The 16,936-nt window shown below is 35.0% G+C and carries 18 protein-coding genes and 5 pseudogenes; 13 read left to right on the top strand and 10 right to left on the bottom strand.

The window, feature by feature from the left end; genetic code table 11:
• Window positions 1–59: 59 nt before the first annotated feature.
• Window positions 60–260 (bottom strand): DUF3903 domain-containing protein, encoded by a 201-nt coding sequence (locus tag BAU27_RS09845; protein ID WP_071770778.1) that lies wholly within the window; start codon window positions 258–260, stop codon window positions 60–62.
• A 139-nt stretch (window positions 261–399) separates the two neighbouring features.
• On the opposite strand from BAU27_RS09845, the pseudogene BAU27_RS09840 reads away from it, so the two are divergent.
• Window positions 400–803, top strand: a pseudogene (locus BAU27_RS09840) (NUDIX domain-containing protein).
• Between the two features lie 13 nt (window positions 804–816).
• Here BAU27_RS09840 and BAU27_RS09835 read toward each other — a convergent pair.
• Both BAU27_RS09835 and BAU27_RS09830 read right to left on the bottom strand, forming a co-directional pair.
• On the bottom strand, window positions 817–1,494 hold the full coding sequence (locus BAU27_RS09835; protein ID WP_071747714.1) for an LrgB family protein: 678 nt from the start codon (window positions 1,492–1,494) through the stop codon (window positions 817–819).
• Window positions 1,491–1,856: a CidA/LrgA family holin-like protein gene (locus BAU27_RS09830; protein WP_000872360.1), complete on the bottom strand. Its 366-nt coding sequence runs from the start codon at window positions 1,854–1,856 to the stop codon at window positions 1,491–1,493. The genes BAU27_RS09835 and BAU27_RS09830 overlap by 4 nt, the downstream gene beginning before the upstream one ends.
• A 152-nt stretch (window positions 1,857–2,008) precedes the next feature.
• Between BAU27_RS09830 and alsR the strand changes: the two genes are divergently transcribed.
• Window positions 2,009–2,920 carry an acetoin biosynthesis transcriptional regulator AlsR gene (gene alsR, locus BAU27_RS09825; RefSeq protein ID WP_071770777.1) on the top strand — a complete coding sequence of 304 codons (912 nt, stop codon included), beginning with the start codon at window positions 2,009–2,011 and terminating at the stop codon, window positions 2,918–2,920.
• Window positions 2,921–3,009: 89 nt separating this feature from the next.
• On the opposite strand, the gene BAU27_RS09820 is transcribed toward alsR, so the two are convergent.
• Window positions 3,010–3,606, bottom strand: a complete 597-nt coding sequence (locus tag BAU27_RS09820; protein ID WP_071770776.1) for a histidine kinase — start codon at window positions 3,604–3,606, stop codon at window positions 3,010–3,012.
• A 174-nt stretch (window positions 3,607–3,780) separates the two neighbouring features.
• Here BAU27_RS09820 and BAU27_RS09815 point away from each other — a divergent pair, with 174 nt between their 5' ends.
• From BAU27_RS09815 to BAU27_RS09805, 3 genes are all read left to right on the top strand, one after another.
• Complete coding sequence (locus tag BAU27_RS09815; protein ID WP_071770775.1) at window positions 3,781–4,356, top strand: FtsX-like permease family protein; 576 nt, start codon at window positions 3,781–3,783, stop codon at window positions 4,354–4,356.
• 94 nt (window positions 4,357–4,450) lie between these two features.
• Window positions 4,451–5,362 (top strand): ABC transporter ATP-binding protein, encoded by a 912-nt coding sequence (locus tag BAU27_RS09810; protein ID WP_071747710.1) that lies wholly within the window; start codon window positions 4,451–4,453, stop codon window positions 5,360–5,362.
• Window positions 5,355–6,302 carry an ABC transporter permease gene (locus BAU27_RS09805; RefSeq protein ID WP_071770774.1) on the top strand — a complete coding sequence of 316 codons (948 nt, stop codon included), beginning with the start codon at window positions 5,355–5,357 and terminating at the stop codon, window positions 6,300–6,302. Before BAU27_RS09810 ends, BAU27_RS09805 begins: the two co-directional genes overlap by 8 nt.
• A 22-nt stretch (window positions 6,303–6,324) precedes the next feature.
• On the opposite strand, the gene BAU27_RS09800 is transcribed toward BAU27_RS09805, so the two are convergent.
• Both BAU27_RS09800 and BAU27_RS09795 read right to left on the bottom strand, forming a co-directional pair.
• Window positions 6,325–7,485 carry a M20 peptidase aminoacylase family protein gene (locus BAU27_RS09800; RefSeq protein WP_071770773.1) on the bottom strand — a complete coding sequence of 387 codons (1,161 nt, stop codon included), beginning with the start codon at window positions 7,483–7,485 and terminating at the stop codon, window positions 6,325–6,327.
• A 155-nt stretch (window positions 7,486–7,640) separates the two neighbouring features.
• Window positions 7,641–8,549, bottom strand: a complete 909-nt coding sequence (locus tag BAU27_RS09795; RefSeq protein WP_071747707.1) for an EamA family transporter — start codon at window positions 8,547–8,549, stop codon at window positions 7,641–7,643.
• 322 nt (window positions 8,550–8,871) lie between these two features.
• On the opposite strand from BAU27_RS09795, the pseudogene BAU27_RS33350 reads away from it, so the two are divergent.
• The 3 genes and pseudogenes from BAU27_RS33350 to BAU27_RS09780 all read left to right on the top strand — a co-directional run bounded on the left by BAU27_RS33350 (window position 8,872) and on the right by BAU27_RS09780 (window position 10,342).
• Window positions 8,872–9,021: pseudogene (locus tag BAU27_RS33350) on the top strand (peptidase T).
• A 16-nt stretch (window positions 9,022–9,037) separates the two neighbouring features.
• Window positions 9,038–9,745: a cytochrome c-type biogenesis protein CcdA gene (gene ccdA / locus BAU27_RS09785; RefSeq protein WP_071747706.1), complete on the top strand. Its 708-nt coding sequence runs from the start codon at window positions 9,038–9,040 to the stop codon at window positions 9,743–9,745.
• 90 nt (window positions 9,746–9,835) lie between these two features.
• The gene (locus BAU27_RS09780) at window positions 9,836–10,342 is read left to right on the top strand and encodes a CcdC family protein (protein ID WP_001028439.1); all 507 of its coding nucleotides are present in this window, start codon (window positions 9,836–9,838) and stop codon (window positions 10,340–10,342) included.
• Between the two features lie 60 nt (window positions 10,343–10,402).
• Here BAU27_RS09780 and BAU27_RS09775 read toward each other — a convergent pair.
• Window positions 10,403–11,071, bottom strand: a pseudogene (locus BAU27_RS09775) (DUF7507 domain-containing protein); the annotation flags it as partial.
• A 4-nt stretch (window positions 11,072–11,075) separates the two neighbouring features.
• On the opposite strand from BAU27_RS09775, the pseudogene BAU27_RS32865 reads away from it, so the two are divergent.
• Window positions 11,076–11,435: pseudogene (locus BAU27_RS32865) on the top strand (hypothetical protein); the annotation flags it as partial.
• A 31-nt stretch (window positions 11,436–11,466) separates the two neighbouring features.
• On the opposite strand, the gene BAU27_RS09765 reads toward BAU27_RS32865, so the two are convergent.
• Both BAU27_RS09765 and BAU27_RS09760 read right to left on the bottom strand, forming a co-directional pair.
• Window positions 11,467–11,907 (bottom strand): DUF2621 domain-containing protein, encoded by a 441-nt coding sequence (locus tag BAU27_RS09765; protein WP_071770772.1) that lies wholly within the window; start codon window positions 11,905–11,907, stop codon window positions 11,467–11,469.
• 103 nt (window positions 11,908–12,010) lie between these two features.
• Window positions 12,011–12,307 carry a hypothetical protein gene (locus BAU27_RS09760; protein ID WP_000262392.1) on the bottom strand — a complete coding sequence of 99 codons (297 nt, stop codon included), beginning with the start codon at window positions 12,305–12,307 and terminating at the stop codon, window positions 12,011–12,013.
• A 253-nt stretch (window positions 12,308–12,560) separates the two neighbouring features.
• On the opposite strand from BAU27_RS09760, the pseudogene BAU27_RS09750 reads away from it, so the two are divergent.
• Window positions 12,561–13,138, top strand: a pseudogene (locus BAU27_RS09750) (AAA family ATPase).
• Window positions 13,135–13,707 carry a DJ-1/PfpI family protein gene (locus tag BAU27_RS09745; protein ID WP_071770771.1) on the top strand — a complete coding sequence of 191 codons (573 nt, stop codon included), beginning with the start codon at window positions 13,135–13,137 and terminating at the stop codon, window positions 13,705–13,707. Before BAU27_RS09750 ends, BAU27_RS09745 begins: the two are co-directional and overlap by 4 nt.
• Window positions 13,708–13,720: 13 nt before the next feature.
• On the opposite strand, the gene BAU27_RS09740 is transcribed toward BAU27_RS09745, so the two are convergent.
• Window positions 13,721–14,668: a class I SAM-dependent methyltransferase gene (locus BAU27_RS09740; RefSeq protein WP_071747702.1), complete on the bottom strand. Its 948-nt coding sequence runs from the start codon at window positions 14,666–14,668 to the stop codon at window positions 13,721–13,723.
• Between the two features lie 195 nt (window positions 14,669–14,863).
• On the opposite strand from BAU27_RS09740, the gene hutP reads away from it, so the two are divergent.
• Window positions 14,864–15,304, top strand: coding sequence for a histidine utilization transcription antiterminator HutP (hutP, locus tag BAU27_RS09735; protein WP_000926520.1), 441 nt, complete (start codon window positions 14,864–14,866; stop codon window positions 15,302–15,304).
• 103 nt (window positions 15,305–15,407) lie between these two features.
• Window positions 15,408–16,925, top strand: a complete 1,518-nt coding sequence (hutH, locus tag BAU27_RS09730; RefSeq protein WP_071747701.1) for a histidine ammonia-lyase — start codon at window positions 15,408–15,410, stop codon at window positions 16,923–16,925.
• The last annotated feature ends 11 nt before the right edge of the window (window positions 16,926–16,936 follow it).

Genomic DNA, 16,936 nt, shown 5'->3' with positions numbered 1-16,936 from the left:
GGATGCCCCTAATCTTCATGTGAAAATATGATCGGATAAGAAAGCTGGCCAATTTATGGTCAGCTTTCTTTTTGTTCAATGAGTAATTCTTCTTTAATTTCTGTTTGCAATAATAAAGTTTTTCCGAAGCGCCGTGTGCATTCAGCCCGTACCTTTTGGATTGCTAGTAGCTGCGAAGTGGCGGGTACTGTGACGATAGCCTGCCGAGGTTTTCGATTTTCTTCACAAAAAACACATTCCACAACATATTTAGAAATCATAATTTCATCCTTCCTGTTTGAATTTCTAAGAAGGGACTGCTCATGAAGTTGATGTAATCTTTCGTCATCGTTTTACTTTATTCCTCTTTTTTCAAGGATATATATAGAAAGATCGAAATTTAGTATGGGGGGAGATAGGATGAAAAGATGGATTGGTACGGCAGCTATATGTATGAATGAAAAGAATGAATTTTACAAGGAAAAGTAGATGAAGAAAAACGATGGACTGTGCCAAGCGGGGGACAAGAAGAGAGAGAAACACTTGAGGACTGCTGTGCTCGTGAAGTGTGGGAAGAAACGGGTTATGAAGTAAAAATTATAGAAAAACTATGTGAAAAGAAAGGGATAACATATGGGGTGCCAGTTCATGTGCATTACTATATTGTAAAGTTAATAGGCGGTAACATGAAAATACAAGACCCTGATGAGTTAATACATGAAATAGCTTGGAAAGGAATTGATGAAGTAAAAGAATTATCTTTATCTTTTCCAGAGGACCAGGAGCTTTTAAATAAATATATAAATAAAAAAGCAAGTGTTTAAACACTTGCTTTTTTTAGTGTAACCAAGATAAAAAAAGCGGAACGATAACTAAACTAGCTCCAGCTGTTAAAAGCATTGATAAACTTGCAATTGTACCTTCTATAGGACCGATTTCAAATGCTTTTGATGTTCCGGTTCCATTCGCGCTAGTACCTAGCATTATACCTTTTGCGAGCGCTGTTTTAATACGGCATATGCGTATGAGCGTAGGACCGAGTAACGCTCCAGTTAAGGCAGTTAATACGACGAAAACCGCTGTTAATTGTGACATGCCGCCAATCATTTCTGAAATAGCCATTGCAATAGGTGTTGTTACAATGTGCGGTGCTAAACTTTGTTCTATTGTAGAGTCAATTTGAAAAAAATTAGCTAGTAGTGCTGAAGTAATAACTGAAAGAAAAGAACCGACAATGACATTAATTAAAATAGCAGTGCCATGTTTTTTTAATAGATCAAAATACTTATAGATTGGCCACGCGAAAGCAACCGTTGCAGGCTTTAATAATTCTGTTAGCCAATGACTACCAGATTCGTAGGTTTCGTATGGTGTATCTAATCCGAGCAATAAAGTAATTAAAATGATTGGGCATACAAGCAGGGGAGAAAGTAAGCTCCAATTCCAGCGTTGATACATTTTTTTAGATACCCAATATGTGAATAGTGTTAATAGCAAACAAAGAAAGCCGATCATTGTGTTGATCCTTTCCGCTTTAATAGCAATTCTGTTAATAGTCCTGTTACGAGAGTGACACAAAGTGTACTAATCACGATAATTAAAATGAGATCGATTCCATACTGTGATAATGTATCTTTGTAACGAATGACAGCGACTGCAGAAGGGATGAAAAATAAAATAAGTTCTTTTAATAAAAAGTCTGCACCGTCTTGTATCCATTCTTTTTTCACTATGTTAAATTTTAATGAGATTAATAATAGAAAAATACCGATTATACTTCCTGGAACTGGGAGGTGTGCCTGTTTTGCAATCCATTCACCTGTCCAAGCGAAACAAAATAATAATAATATTTGTCCGCTTAACTTCCACCATTTCATACAGTAACCACCTCTTTCTTTTTTTACATAAAAATTGTAAAAAAGAATTAACAATTTCTACTATACGTTCATTCGAAATATTTGTCTAATATATAAATTATATGTTATTAATATATTAGATGTATTAATCGAAAGTGAAAAGGGTGTCCAAAATGGAATTACGGCATTTGCAATATTTTGTTGTAGTGGCAGAGGAATTACACTTTGGACGAGCAGCTGCTCGTTTACAAATGACACAACCACCGCTTAGTCAACAAATTCAGCAATTAGAAAAAGAAATGGGAGTTATGTTATTTTCAAGAACGAAGAGAAAGGTTGAATTAACAGAAGCAGGAGAAATGTTTTTAAAAGAAGTAAAAAAAGCGTTTGAACAAATTGAAAAAGCAGTAGAAGTTGCACAAAGTGCGCAAAGGGGAGAAGTTGGATCACTTTCAATTGGTTTTGTAGGTGCGGCAATATATGATATTTTACCGTCAATCGTCAGAGAGTATAGAAAGAAATTTCCGAGAGTGTCTGTAGCATTACATGAATTGTCAACACCGGATCAGGTGCATGCACTTCATGATAATCGAATTGATATTGGATTTTTACGTCCGCCAATTCCAACGCAATTACTTGAGTTAGAACCAATTCAAAAACTTTCGTGTACGTTATGTTTACCAAAGGCACATCCGCTTGCTGAAAAGGACGAAATACATATCGAAGATTTAAGGGATGAACCGTTCGTATTTATTACGAGACCAGTATGGCCAGCGTTATATGATACAATTCTATCACTTTGCCGTGATGTAGGTTTTAGTCCGCACATTGTACAAGAAGCAACGGAGTATCAAACTGTCATGGGTCTTGTAGCAGCAGGTATTGGAATTACGGTAATACCTGTATCAGCAAATAAATTGTATAAAACAGAAGTTGTATATAAGGAACTATGCGATTCTAATTTTGTAGCAGAAATGTCGGTGGCTTACAAAAAAATGAATAGTAATCCAGAGCTGTTAGAGTTCTTAAAAATTGCAAGAGAGAAAAAAAGGATTGAAGTGGAAGATGAGAAGGGTGAGCAGTAATCATGACGGAGAAGGGATTTAATTAAGATACACAAAACTACACCTTGTTAAACAATAAAGCGGAAATGCACCTAAATTGCATTTCCGCTTTATTGTTTTTTTAGCTCGATACTAAATAGATAAACATGTTCGTTTTCTTTTAAGAGTAGATCAATACCCGTTTCTTCATCAATTGTAGGGACGCTTATAGTTTCTTTATTTGTTGGGATTACAGCGGCTAAAATCGTTTTTTGATTGTATTTTACGTTTTTAGTAGATTGAATTGTAGTAGTTGCAGAACTATTTACGATTGGAGGGGACTCTTCAGGAACAAGCGTTGAACCACCGTCGATATTAATATACCATTGGCCTTTTTCTTGTACATCTTTATCAAATTGGAGATGTGGTGCTATGCATGAAAGCCTTATGTTCTTTTCTGAAAAATGTGATGAAGCTATGTTAGCAATTTCTTTTACTTTTTTACCATTTTGATAATAGTCAATTGTAGCATGGAGTTCATCTTTATTATTTTTGATTGTAACGTTATAAAACATTCTATTTCCTTCTCCTATAGGAGTCATTTGTAAAATATCAGATTGCTCTTTTGTTAACTTATATGGTTTAACAGTGGCACCTTCATTGTTTTTTAGTGGGATACAACTAGTGAAAAGTAACAAAGAAAGAATAAACAGTAATTTTACACGCATATAACCCCTCCTTTTTACAAATATAGTATATAAATGGTTTTATTCCTATTTTATTTTCTAGGACTAAAGGCTTAGTAAAGATTCCGATTGAAGTGCGATGTTTAAAATGTCATATTTTTATACACTAGTATTATAGAAGGAGTATGTTATGAAGTGAGGTAGGGGAAGAAATTTATGTCTTTATTTCGGTTGGCGAGAAAAAATATACAAAAATTTGCTATCAGAAGGTCAAAACAATTTATGTGGATTGCTATGAATACAATGGTTTGTTTTTTTATGATATCATTCCGGTTCAATGAAGATGTAATAAGTAAAGCGGAATATACACCTATATTTGTAAAGTGGTTTTATGCAATGTTTCTATTTGTAATTTTTTTGTGTATGTTCATTACTTATAAAATGACAGCCTCTCTTTTACAGAGTAGGAGAGAGGAGTTTAGATCGTATGAAGTAGTGAATATGAAGAGAAAAGAAATGTTATGTTTATTATGCCAGGAGCAATTATTAACTTACGGAGGAGCTTTCATTTTCGGATTAATTCATGGTATGTTATTTCTGAAATTATTTATTATTATTTTTATGAAAGTAGTAGGAATCCAAGGAGTAACAAATGCACCAATTACGTTATATGCGATAATGGTAACAGCAGTTGTTATGATAACCGTCATTATAATATCGATGTGGCAATGTTGTAGATTTATACAAAGGTTAAAAAGTGAAAAGTCATATGAAACGAGGAGAAAGGCATGAGAAATCATGGCTTTTTCTTCATTTTACACATGTTATTAATCATGATACAGTGGGAAGAACTGAAAAAAAGAGTTAAGAAGAAAGGTTGTATGGAATGATAAATGAGCAAGCGATCGTAAAAGTTGATCGATTAACAAAGCGAATTGGTTCAAAGACGTTAGTAGAAAATATTAGTTTTGAAGTGAAAAAAGGTGAAGTAGTTGGCTTATTAGGACCAAATGGTGCTGGGAAAACGACATTAATGCGAATGATGGTTGGAATGATTCGTATGACAGAAGGAGAAGTATGGATTGATGGTCAATCTGTAAAACAGCAATTTGAAAAAACTGCTGCGAAAATTGGTGCTGTAATTGAGACACCGGAATTTTATCCTTTCTTAAGCGGCTATGAAAATTTAACATATTTCGGAAGAATGAATGGCAATGTGACCGAAGAACGTATCGATGAAGTAGTGCAATTGCTAGGGATGGGACAAGTAATTGATCGTAAAGTAAAAGCATATTCACTCGGTATGAGACAGCGTTTAGGAATTGCTCAGGCGCTTATTCATGATCCAGACGTATTAATACTAGATGAACCAACGAACGGATTAGATCCTAGTGGTATACATGAAATGCGGATGTACATAAAGAAAATTGCACATGAACAAGGAAAGGCGGTTCTTGTATCTAGTCACTTACTTTCAGAAGTAGAATTAATGTGTGACAGAGTTATTATTATTCAGCACGGAGAATATGTCGCAACACAAAATATTCAAAGTGACAAAAAGGAAGAAACGGAAAAAATACATATACGTGTAGATGATGTGAATAAAGCGAAAGAAGTTTTAGAATACGATGTTTTAGTAGAAGAAAACGAATTAGTTATAAACGTGAAAGATGAAGAAATTCCAAATATTATTCGTACATTGATGGAGAAAAACATTCAAGTTTATCGTGTATATGAAGAAAGAAAAACGCTAGAAGAGCAGTTTTTAGAATTAACAGGGGGAAAAGATATTGTTTAATTTAGTTTATAACGAGTTGTATAAAATATTTAAGCGAAAGCGAACGATTATTCCTTTTGCAGTTATTGCAGTATTAATTGTTGGATTAGGATGGGTTACTGTCAAGTATTTAGAGCCAGAAACAAAAGGGTGGAAAGTGGATTATACAGAACGTACTGTAGAAATTGAGAAAAAACTCGGCATGAAAAAAGCGGATATTTTAGCAGAAAAGTCAGGGGACGAGCTTGTAAAGGAATATCAGCTTAAAATGAAGCATTTAGATACGGACATAGCACCGTCAAGTAGTTCACCGCTTTCATTTATGAGAGATACAGGTTTTATCGTATTTCCAATTTTGCTTCCGTTTATTCTCGTGTATGCAAGTACAATTTTTGCGAATGAATATAGCTGGGGAACATATAAGTTTTTAACGATCCGTCCGGCAAATCGATTTAAAATTTTAACAGCAAAATTTTTAGCGATCGTGTTATTTGCAGCGTTATTGTTTATATTTAATATGATTTTCTCAGCTTTATGTGGACTTGTTATTTATAAATTCCAACAGCCTGCATGGAGTGAATTTATTTTCCGAGATGGAAATATAATAAAACAAAACATTTTTATGGAAGTAAGTAAGTATTATGTTTTATCGTGGTTGCCAACTATTGTGTACGCAGCGTTTGCGTTTATGATTTCTGTTTTAACGAGATCTAGTGGCGGCGCAATTGGTATTTCGCTATTTCTTGCTTTATCAGGAAATATTGCGTTAATAGCAGCAACTAGATATGAATGGGCGAAATATTTATTGCCAGCAAACACAGATTTATATAGTATTTCAAAGAATGGAAGCTTTATTGATGGAGTAACATTCCCATTCGCTTCTTGTATACTTCTTCTGTATTTAATTGTATTTCTAGGGATTTCTTATACAGTATTTATAAAACGAGATTTAACCGCATAGGCAAAAGCCGTTAAGGATTAACTTAACGGCTTTTTGTATGTGCTAATTGATGAATAGCCTCTTCGGCTAATAAGGAGAAATACTCCGCGCTAATAGGTAATGCTTTTTCATCTACTGTAAAAGATGGATGATGCCATTCATGTGTACCACTTGTTCCCATAAAGACGAATGAACCTGGTGTTTTTTGTTGGTAAAAAGAAAAATCTTCTCCGGCCATTGATGGTGTAGGAGAGATAACGTTTAGATTCATTTGCTCTGCAATTTGAATAGAAAGATTAGTGAGTGTTTTATCGTTATGAACAGCAGGAGGACCTGGGTAAAATCGGAATTTTGTTTTTACACCTAGTGCATCAGAAACCCCTTTAATAATACGCTCCATTAATGCTGGAATCTTTTCACGTGTTTCAGCTTGGAATGTACGTACAGTTCCTTCTAACGTAGCTTTTTCAGGAATAACGTTCCACGTGTTTCCTGAATGGATGTTTGTAACACTAACAACTGCATTATGAGATGAACTTATATTTCGACTTACAATTGTCTGCAGTGCCATAACAATTTGAGAGGATGCGACAATAGGGTCTACGCCAGCATCTGGTACAGCTGCATGTGTACCAACTCCGTGAATTTCAATTTCAAATCGATCAACTCCGGCCATTAGTGGCCCATCTTTAATACCGATTGTACCTACTGGTAAATCAGGTTTATTATGCATACCGAAAATAGCTTGTACGCCACATAAATGTCCAGCTTCAATAACTTTGCAAGCACCATTACTGCTTTCTTCAGCTGGCTGGAATATAAAGCGTACAGTTCCGTTAAGAGAAGATTCTTTTTCCTTTAATAAATAAGCTGCACCAATAATAGCGGCCGTATGAAAATCATGCCCGCAAGCATGCATTTTACCCTGTATTTTTGAAGCGTATGGAAGGCTTGTTTCTTCCTGGATAGGAAGAGCATCGATATCAGCACGAATCGCTACAACTGGTCCATTTTTATTACCAGAAATTTCAGCGATAATCCCTGTTTCTAAGTTGGAATCCATAATAGTGATATCGGCCTCTTCTAACCAATTTTTTATCGCTTTTGTTGTTTCAAATTCTTCGTATGATAGTTCTGGATTTTCATGTAAATGCCGACGAATAGAAATAAGTTTTTCTGTTAATTGATCTGGAATAGATGCCACTTATTATGCCCTCTTTCTTAAGTGAAGTATTTATATTAATTATACAATAATAAAAGAGAGGATTCTCAAATGAAAATCCTCTCTTGTTTATCCCCGATTGGTTTAACTAATAATCAGTGGGGATGAACAAAACCCCCACTGATTAAAGTTTCACTTTATGCTGCAACTTTTTTATGAGTATGCTGTTTTCTATGACGGCCACGCATTGCATATGCAATTTGCGGGATTGCGATACCGATTAAAATAAGTGATACACCGAACCATTGTGAAGATAGTACAGCTTCTTTTAAAACGAATACAGACATAATAGTTGTAACTGGTAGTTCTGCTGCACCAAGAATAGTCGCTAATCCAGAACCGATTTTTGGAATGCCAATTGTAAAGGCAATAGACGGAATAACGATACTAAATATTCCTAATCCTAAGCCATATTTCCAAAGCCCTTGAGAAATGGCACCGTTCATAATAAATGTTGGTGGGAATACGAGCATTACTAAAGTTAAAGCACCAGCCATTAAAAGAACACCGCGCGGTAATGAAGGCACTTCAACAGCAACTTTTCCGCTCACGAAAATGTATGTTGCGAATGTAACGGCAGATAATAAGCCTAAAATGATTCCAGTCGTATCGAAATCACCTGCTGATTTTTCTAGTAAACCACTTGATAAAAATGTACCTACAAGTAAGAAAATAACCGAAATAACTTTTTCTCTTGAAGGTAATGTTTTCGTTGCGACTGCTTCAATGATAATCCCAACCCAAACGAATTGGAATAAAAGTATAATTGCAATAGAAGCTGGTACAGTTTTTAATGAAGCGTAATAAAAAATTCCAGTGAAGCTTGCCGATGTTCCTGCAACGAATAAAATTAACGCTTGTTTTAATGGAACACGGTGTCTAGAAAATAGAAGTGTAATAGTAAGCAAAATAATCCAACCGAACAAATATTGGCTACCAATTACCTCTCCGAGTGAAAATCCTTCTGCATATGCAAGCTTAACAAAAATAGCTAAAATCCCATAACTACACGCTCCTAATAAAACTAAAAGAGAATAACGAAGCATGAAAAATTCCTCCCATCTATATGAAATTGTTCCGTAACGGACATATATAACTAGAGGGAAGTATACAAAATTAAAAATAAAGGGTCAACTGAAAGAAAAGTGCGACATTTTATAGAATAATAATAAAAGTATGATATTTATGCATAATCTTGAAATTAATAATAATTAAAGTATTGTAAAATCAGCGTTACATTGTATAAAGACAGCATTTGAAAAAAATATTTTTTCAGGTCAATATGTGTGAAGTTGATTGTAATTTGCTAAGTATTTGAGAAACTGTGATACCTTTGTTATGTTAGTAACAACTAGAAAGAGCTTCATAATTCAATTGAGATTGTTCTATATAATAGAAGGAAATGAAAACGTTTTATTAGAAACTGTTTGAAAGAGTAGTTTTTCTTATTATCACGTTGTTAAAGTGAGTTCACGAATTGTTCATAGTATTTTTATGTGTTTTTGCTACAATATGTAAGGAGAGGAGTGGAATCATGCAAGATATTAGTATTTTTTTAGCGTTTGGCGCTGGGTTTTTATCATTTATTTCCCCATGTTGCTTACCGCTTTACCCGGCATTTTTATCATACATAACAGGTATGTCGGTTTCTGAATTGAAAGAAGAAAATGCAATGCTTCGCAAAAGAAGTATGATACATACAGCGTTTTTCTTACTTGGTTTTTCAATTATTTTTATTGCGATTGGATTTGGTACAAGTTTTATCGGAGGCATCTTTACGGATTATAAAGATTTAATTAGACAGTTAGGTGGTATATTTATCATCGTGTTCGGTCTTATAATTGTCGGTGTGTTTAAGCCGAAGTTTTTAATGCAAGATCGTAAATTTACTTTTAAGAATCGTCCGAGTGGTTATTTTGGTTCAGTTCTAATTGGATTGGCATTTGCTGCAGGGTGGACACCATGTACTGGCCCTATTTTAGTGTCTGTAATTGGATTAGCTGCAACAAATCCAGAATCGGCAATGATTTATATGATTGCTTACATACTTGGATTTGCTATCCCGTTTTTCGTACTTTCATTCTTTATTACGAAAATGTCTTGGATTAAAAGAAATAGTATGGCTTTCATGAAAATAGGAGGATACATTATGATTGTCATGGGGATATTCTTATATTTTAATTGGATGACGAAAATTATCGTATATTTCTCAAGTTTATTTGGTGGTTTTACCGGTTTTTAGTATTATTCTGTGAAAATGTTGGAAATACTAACGGAAAAGCATATAATGAAAGTATATTTTGCATATAGCCACAAAAAAGGATGAGAAAATATGAACATAGTTCTTTTATCAAGTATCGTTGCTGTTTGTATGGCTGTCGGTGCGATGTTTATTCGTTTAAAAGCAGCTAAGAAACCCGCAACATTGAAAAAAATTATACTTCCACCATTTTTTATGAGCACGGGAGCATTGATGTATGTTTTTCCTGAATTTCGATTAACTCCAGCGGAAATGTTAGAAGCTATTGGCGTTGGTTTGTTTTTCTCTATTTTTCTTATTAAAACATCTAAATTTGAAATTAGAGGGCAAGAGATTTATTTGAAGCGTTCAAAAGCATTTGTTTTTATATTAATTGGATTACTTGTAGTGCGAATTGTATTTAAAACATACTTAAGCCAATCTCTTGATTTAGGACAACTTAGTGGCATGTTCTTCTTACTTGCGTTTGCGATGATTGTGTCATGGAGAATTGCGATGTACCGTTCCTTTACGAAATTACAGAAGGAAATGGAAAAAGAAGACGGTTTTTATAATGAAAAAGATATGAAGCTAACTTAAAACTGTATATGTATTAAATAAAAAGACAGCGCCAAAAACGCTGTCTTTTTATTTATATTGTTAACATCCTCTGTTCCAACCGCGACGTATAAAACATTCACCATTAAAAAAACAATTTAAGTTTGGTGAGACGAATGGACCGATAAACGGAATGATGTTAGGTTCTGAAGTCTCATCAACAGGAATTGGTGGTTTAGTAGGGTCTGGTCTGAGTGTATATCTAACTCACGCAGTATTTCGGATAAGGCCATTTTGTGGCTCGCTTGTTACTTGTACGATGAAGCGAACGATAACGGATTCCCCTGGATTGACAGTTTCAATAAGAATACCAATAGCTGGATTACTTCCAGGACGTAATACGCCGTTTACTGTTACTGAATCCTGATAGAAAGTAACTTCAGGAGGTAGTGAGTCGGTAATGAGTAAATTATTTGCTGGTATAGTGCCATTGTTAGTGAAGGTAAGTGTATATGTTATGAAGTCACCAAGCTGGGCGCTATTTACATTTGCAGTCTTAATAAATGTGTTTGGCTCATTCGGGTTTACTTCTATCGTAATTGGTGTTGTTATCGTTGTCGTTGTTGTGACGGGTGGTCTAGTAGGATCAGGCTGAGAAGTATACGTAACTGATGCGATATTTGTAATCATTCTATTAGTTGGGAGTGTAATAACCTGTACTTGGAATGAAATAGTTACTGATTCTGATGGATTCAAGGTTCCAACTGGAATTCATAATGGTGATACGGATGCGCCTGCAGATATATTTGTTTTAAATGGTAGAGCACTTTCAGGACCTAACAATGCAAATCCTAACTTTTTTGCTTCACAAGTCAATAATTATTTAGGAAATTTAGATACAGTCGGAGGTTTTGGGGATAGAAATATGCTGATTGGAACAGTTGCAACGAATCGACGTGCTGAGTTTGATGTGACTAATGATGTCCCTGCTAATGGAGTATTGACAGCGGGGACAACTTCTACAACGGTTAATATTCCAAATACATTTGATTATATTTATGCCGGTGTGGTTGGATTACAAATAGATTTAGCGGAAGCTAGATTAACAGCCGTAAAATCAGTAACTGTAAGTTGAAAAAGATTGCCATAAGCTAGCAATCTTTTTTTTACGAAGGGTATTTTGTTAGTAAAGATTGATAATTAGAATAATCAATCTTTTTTTCTTGTAGTTTTTTAACTAAAAATTTATGATCACGCTTTGGTGTGGCGATAATATATCCTTTAATAATTAAATCTTGTGTAATTTTAGAGGCATTTTCTTGTAATGCTAGTTCCCCAATTTTACCAGCAATTTTTGATTTAGCAACATCACGAAATAGTTCAGGAACAGGGCTTACGAGTTCTTCTAATAATTGTTTCTGCTCGTTATCCCATAAGTGTCGTGTTTGATCAATGTAGTGTGCTTCCCAATCTAAAATAGACATACCGTCTTCTTTCGGTAATCGTTTTAAAAATTTTCTGAACATAAAGTATCCACCGATAGACATAAGTCCTAATAAAATTACAGTCCATAATACAATGAACCAACTGAACCATCCTTCGAGCAAGTATATCCCCCCTTAATGATTGCGGTTTTCTTTTATTCATATTATAAACAGTGAGATTCATAGAAAGCAAGAACGCTTGGTCAATTTGACCAAGCGTTATAGTTTAAACGAAGTATAGTTGTTCAACACATAAATTATTATTATCGTCTTCAACGTACTCAATAATAAGTGTGCCAACTTTACGATCTTTATCTTCAGTTGTGAAAATAGAGTAAGAAGTAAAACGCGCTGTTGATAGGCCGCTTATATGTGTAGGTAAAGAAATGTAGTCGTTATCGCGGAAGAATTCCATTAGTTCAATATCTTCAAATTCTTTTCGGTCAACTTGTTTGTTTGTATAGCGGCGTTGAAGTTGTTTTAAAGATGCATTCCAAGAAATTGCTTTTGTGTCGTATACCATTGTTCTATCTCCTTACTGTATGTAATTATTAAGAACATATGTTCTAATTTAGTATACTCTTTTTATAAGAAAAGGGAAAGCAAAAAATAATGTAAGCTTGGATTTCCAAGCTTACATTATTTTGCGTCCGTCATAATCTCTATTTTTTATTATAAGTTACATAAGAATAAGAAACAAGGTGATATATATTATGTTGATAGTTTTCAAAATTCTGTATATTATCAATGTATTATAAGAAAAGGGAATGAGAGGGATGGTATACGTAATTTCACTTCAAGGACCGATGGCAAGTGGAAAAACAACATTGGCCAAAAGCTTAGAGCGATGTGGGCTTTCAGTTATATATGAAAATCCTTATCAAATTGTAGAAAAGCGAAAAAATTAAATTTGGATATGTGTACAAAAGAGGGATTTATTACAAATCAAAAAATGTTTATTGAAGCAAAAATAAAAGAGTTTCAAAATGTGAAAAGTTCAGTCGTGATTTTTGATCGTGGGCCAGAAGATATTGAATTTTATACACTCTTTTATCCGAAAGTGATAGGGAAAGAGTGGGATATAGAAACAGAATTAAAAGATGAATTGTATAAATTAAGAGAATGCCGTTCGGATGCAATTTTTTATTTAGACGTTTCGAAAGAGAATGTATATGATAGAAAAAATAATGATATGACAAGAAATCGAAGTACTTTTGAGGAACAATTTAAATTAGTAGAAACTGAAAAAGAATGGTATAAACAATTTCCTGTAACTTGTGTGGACACGAATACATTAACAGTGGATGAATTAGAAGCATATTTTATGGGCTGGTTAAAGGAGAAAGGACTATGAAAAAAATATTATTATTCGTATACCCAACATTTGCGGAGTTTGAAATTACAGTAGCAACAGCATTGCTGAAAAAGAAATATGAAATCATTACTGCGGGTTTAACAAAAGAATTGATTATAAGTGAAACAGGCTTGCAAGTACAACCGCATATAGAATTAAGTGAAGTGCGTGTAGTAGAATATGAGGGGATTATTATTCCAGGCGGAGATGCAATACATATGAAGGATGCGGAAGTACTCTTTTCAGTCATCCGTCAATTTCACGAACAAGAAAAATTAGTAGCTGCTATTTGTGCTGGACCGTATGCGCTAGCAAAAGCAGGCTTATTCAAAGAAATCTCGTATACAGTGACTATCGATTATAAAAAAATAGATTGTTTTCCAGTAGAAAATTTTGTGTATGAAGAAGTTGTGCGACACTCAAATATTATTACAGCACAAGGACATGCTTTTGTACCATTCGGAATAGCAGTTGCTTCTTATTTTGGAGTAGCGAACGAACATAATACAAATTTTTATGGTGGCAAGGGCAATATGATGATGGAGAATCTTTTACCGGAAAACGTGTAAAAGCTAGCATTTGCTAGCTTTTTTCTTTTTTACATTGATAAATCGCTATCGTTTTCGGATCGCGCCATATACCGTTGTGAAATGATAATTCATTTTCTATTTCTTCTTTTAGCCATTCCTTCATTTCAGTGTGAAGATATATATTATCAGGTATATTCAGGGACGGAAACATGCTAGAAATATAGTTTATAATTGGAGAGGCATGATGGAAAACGAGTGCATTATGAATAATTGTTTCTTCAACAGTTGAAAAAACAGATTGTAGTATCTCTTTACCATTTTCTGAACAAAATGGAGCTACCGCTACTGATGTTTTTGGTAAGTCAAATGCGTCTAGCATGCTGTTACACATTTCAACTATACGAGGCATTGAAACTTTGGAATTTGTTGTAGCTAAAAGTGCGCCGCCGGGACGAATTACTTTATGGAATCCTTGAATTGTTTTTTCGACATCTTTCATGTGGTATAGCATATGCCTTGCGATTACCCAGTCATAACAATTAGCGTCGAAAGGAAGTTTACTAGCATCGCCCAGTTTCCATTCAATTATTTTATTCTTTATTGCAGCTTCAGAAAGCATAGTTTCCGATTGATCAAAGCCGGTTAGATGTCCTTTATGACCGTTTGTTTGTAAAAGGGAAAGGAATTTTCCATTAGCGCATCCGACCTCTAATATTTTTTCTTCTCCTTGGAGTTGTAAATGTTCCATGACGACTTCATCTACATTCACTCGTTTCTCTTCAAAATGTTTATGCGTATTGATACGTGTTTGTAAATGGTTGCTTACGCTGTATTGGCGTTTTACATCATTCATTTTTTCACATTCCACCTTTATGCAAAATTGCTGGATTGCATGTGTTAATACGTCTGTTTTATTTAAACTTTCGTAATGGAGTGCTGCTTCAAATCTTTCAAGTAATTTTTCTTCAATTCGAAAATGAATATCTTTTCGCTTCGCCACTGAAATTTCGCTCCTTTGCATCTGTTAGTGAGACTATAGCACGCTTGAAAAATTTATGTAAATAATTTGTGTACACAAATTGAGAAGATGAAAAAATTGTTTGAATATTATTTTAAACTATTGACGATTTAACCGTTTTCATATATTCTTAAATTAAGTAATATTCAAATAATTCAAAAGAAATGAGAGAGTCACATGCTTCTTCAAGGAACACATCGAATTGGTCGTATGGCCATGCTGTTGGCACTTGCGGATGAGAATGAAAGCCCTGTATTATCTATTCCAAAAGGTTGGAAGTATTGTACGGGGAAAGTGGGTTCTATGAATTCGCAAAAGGTTGTAGCAGCAATGGAAACAGCGGCGAAAAGCACCCAAGTTATTGAAACAGACGTTTACAGAGAAACACATGCACTTTATCATGCAATAATGGAAGCATTGTACGGAGTGACGAGAGGTCAAATTCAGTTAGCAGACGTTCTTCGTACAGTAGGACTTCGCTTTGCGATTGTGCGCGGTAGACCATACGACGGAAAAAAAGAAGGCGAATGGGTTGCTGTTGCATTATATGGAACGATTGGTGCACCTGTAAAAGGATCTGAGCATGAGGCGATTGGTTTAGGAATTAATCACATATGATTTGCCCATAGTCTATTAGTTAGAAGGGGGCCTTACTTTTTTAGGACAGAAGTCTGTCTTAAAAAGATAAGGTCCCCTTTTGCCTTTATAAGGAGGAAAAAGAATGATTACGCTAACAGGACACACATTGACAGTTGAAGAAATGAAGAGGTTGTTACTTGAAGGTGAAGGTGTAACAGCTTGCCCAACTAGTATGCAAAAGGTGGCAGAGTGCCGCGAAGTTGTCGAGAAAATTGTAGAGGACGGAAAAGTTGTTTACGGTATTACAACTGGTTTTGGAAAGTTTAGTGATGTGCTTATTCAAAAAGATGATGTAAAGGCACTTCAGCACAACTTAATTCAATCACATGCATGCGGGATAGGCGACCCATTTCCTGAAGAAGTATCACGCGGTATGTTAATTTTACGAGCGAACACGATGCTTAAAGGAGTATCTGGTGTTAGACCGCTTGTTGTAAATATGCTTCTTGAGTTTGTAAATCGTAAAATTCACCCAGTCGTTCCGCAACAAGGTTCACTTGGTGCGAGTGGCGATTTAGCACCTCTATCTCATCTTGCTCTCGTTTTATTAGGGGAAGGTGAAGTGTTCTACAAAGGAAAACGAGTTCATGCGATGGTCGCTCTTACAGAAGAAGGACTTGAACCTATTGAACTTGAAGCAAAAGAAGGTCTTGCGTTAATCAATGGTACACAGGCGATGACAGCGCAAGGAGTTCTTTCTTATATAGAAGCTGAAGCAACGGCTTATCAATCTGAATTAATCGCTTCTATGACAATTGAGGGATTGCGCGGCATTATTGATGCATTTGATGAAAATGTTCATAAAGCGCGTGGTTATAAAGAGCAAGTAGAAGTAGCCAGCAGAATTCGTGACATTCTTCATGATAGTAAATTAACAACAAAGCAAGGAGAACTTCGGGTACAAGATGCATATTCACTTCGTTGTATCCCACAAGTACACGGTGCTTCTTGGCAAGTTTTAAATTACGTGAAAGAAAAATTAGAAATTGAAATGAATGCAGCGACAGATAACCCACTTATTTTTGATGGCGGGGAAAAAGTAATTTCAGGTGGTAACTTCCACGGACAACCGATTGCATTTGCCATGGACTTCTTAAAAGTTGGAATGGCAGAACTTGCAAATATTTCAGAGCGTCGTATTGAACGCTTAGTAAATCCGCAATTAAATGATCTACCACCATTTTTAAGTCCAGAGCCAGGACTTCAGTCTGGTGCAATGATTATGCAATATGCAGCGGCTTCACTCGTTTCAGAAAATAAAACGTTAGCACATCCGGCGAGTGTAGATTCAATTCCATCGTCAGCTAACCAAGAAGATCACGTGAGTATGGGGACAATCGCTTCACGTCACGCACATCAAATTATTCAAAATGCAAGACGCGTTCTTTCTATTGAGATGATTTGTGCGATGCAAGCAGCAGAATATCGCGGTATTGAAAACATGAGTACAGTAACGAAAACGTTCTATCATCAAGGCCGTCAGCAAGTACCTTCTATTACAAATGATCGCATATTCTCAACGGATATTGAAAATATCACGCATTGGTTAAAAACGAATTATTCGATAAAAGAAAGATTGGATGTAAACGCAGCACTATAAAACAAGAAAAG

It is taken from the genome of Bacillus sp. NH11B (assembly GCF_001884205.1).
Taxonomy (GTDB): Bacteria; Bacillota; Bacilli; order Bacillales; family Bacillaceae_G; genus Bacillus_A; species Bacillus_A proteolyticus.
Note: the sequence above shows the minus strand (reverse complement) of the source record. Positions and strands in the feature narration are given on the sequence as shown.

Bases quoted from the DNA above. Each gene is read 5' to 3' on its own strand.
- BAU27_RS09845 (WP_071770778.1), bottom strand. From the start codon at position 260: ATGATTTCTAAATATGTTGTGGAATGTGTTTTTTGTGAAGAAAATCGA.
- BAU27_RS09835 (WP_071747714.1), bottom strand. From the start codon at position 1,494: ATGATCGGCTTTCTTTGTTTGCTATTAACACTATTCACATATTGGGTA.
- BAU27_RS09830 (WP_000872360.1), bottom strand. From the start codon at position 1,856: ATGAAATGGTGGAAGTTAAGCGGACAAATATTATTATTATTTTGTTTC.
- alsR (WP_071770777.1), top strand. From the start codon at position 2,009: ATGGAATTACGGCATTTGCAATATTTTGTTGTAGTGGCAGAGGAATTA.
- BAU27_RS09820 (WP_071770776.1), bottom strand. From the start codon at position 3,606: ATGCGTGTAAAATTACTGTTTATTCTTTCTTTGTTACTTTTCACTAGT.
- BAU27_RS09815 (WP_071770775.1), top strand. From the start codon at position 3,781: ATGTCTTTATTTCGGTTGGCGAGAAAAAATATACAAAAATTTGCTATC.
- BAU27_RS09810 (WP_071747710.1), top strand. From the start codon at position 4,451: ATGATAAATGAGCAAGCGATCGTAAAAGTTGATCGATTAACAAAGCGA.
- BAU27_RS09795 (WP_071747707.1), bottom strand. From the start codon at position 8,549: ATGCTTCGTTATTCTCTTTTAGTTTTATTAGGAGCGTGTAGTTATGGG.
- ccdA (WP_071747706.1), top strand. From the start codon at position 9,038: ATGCAAGATATTAGTATTTTTTTAGCGTTTGGCGCTGGGTTTTTATCA.
- BAU27_RS09780 (WP_001028439.1), top strand. From the start codon at position 9,836: ATGAACATAGTTCTTTTATCAAGTATCGTTGCTGTTTGTATGGCTGTC.
- BAU27_RS09760 (WP_000262392.1), bottom strand. From the start codon at position 12,307: ATGGTATACGACACAAAAGCAATTTCTTGGAATGCATCTTTAAAACAA.
- BAU27_RS09745 (WP_071770771.1), top strand. From the start codon at position 13,135: ATGAAAAAAATATTATTATTCGTATACCCAACATTTGCGGAGTTTGAA.
- hutP (WP_000926520.1), top strand. From the start codon at position 14,864: ATGCTTCTTCAAGGAACACATCGAATTGGTCGTATGGCCATGCTGTTG.
- hutH (WP_071747701.1), top strand. From the start codon at position 15,408: ATGATTACGCTAACAGGACACACATTGACAGTTGAAGAAATGAAGAGG.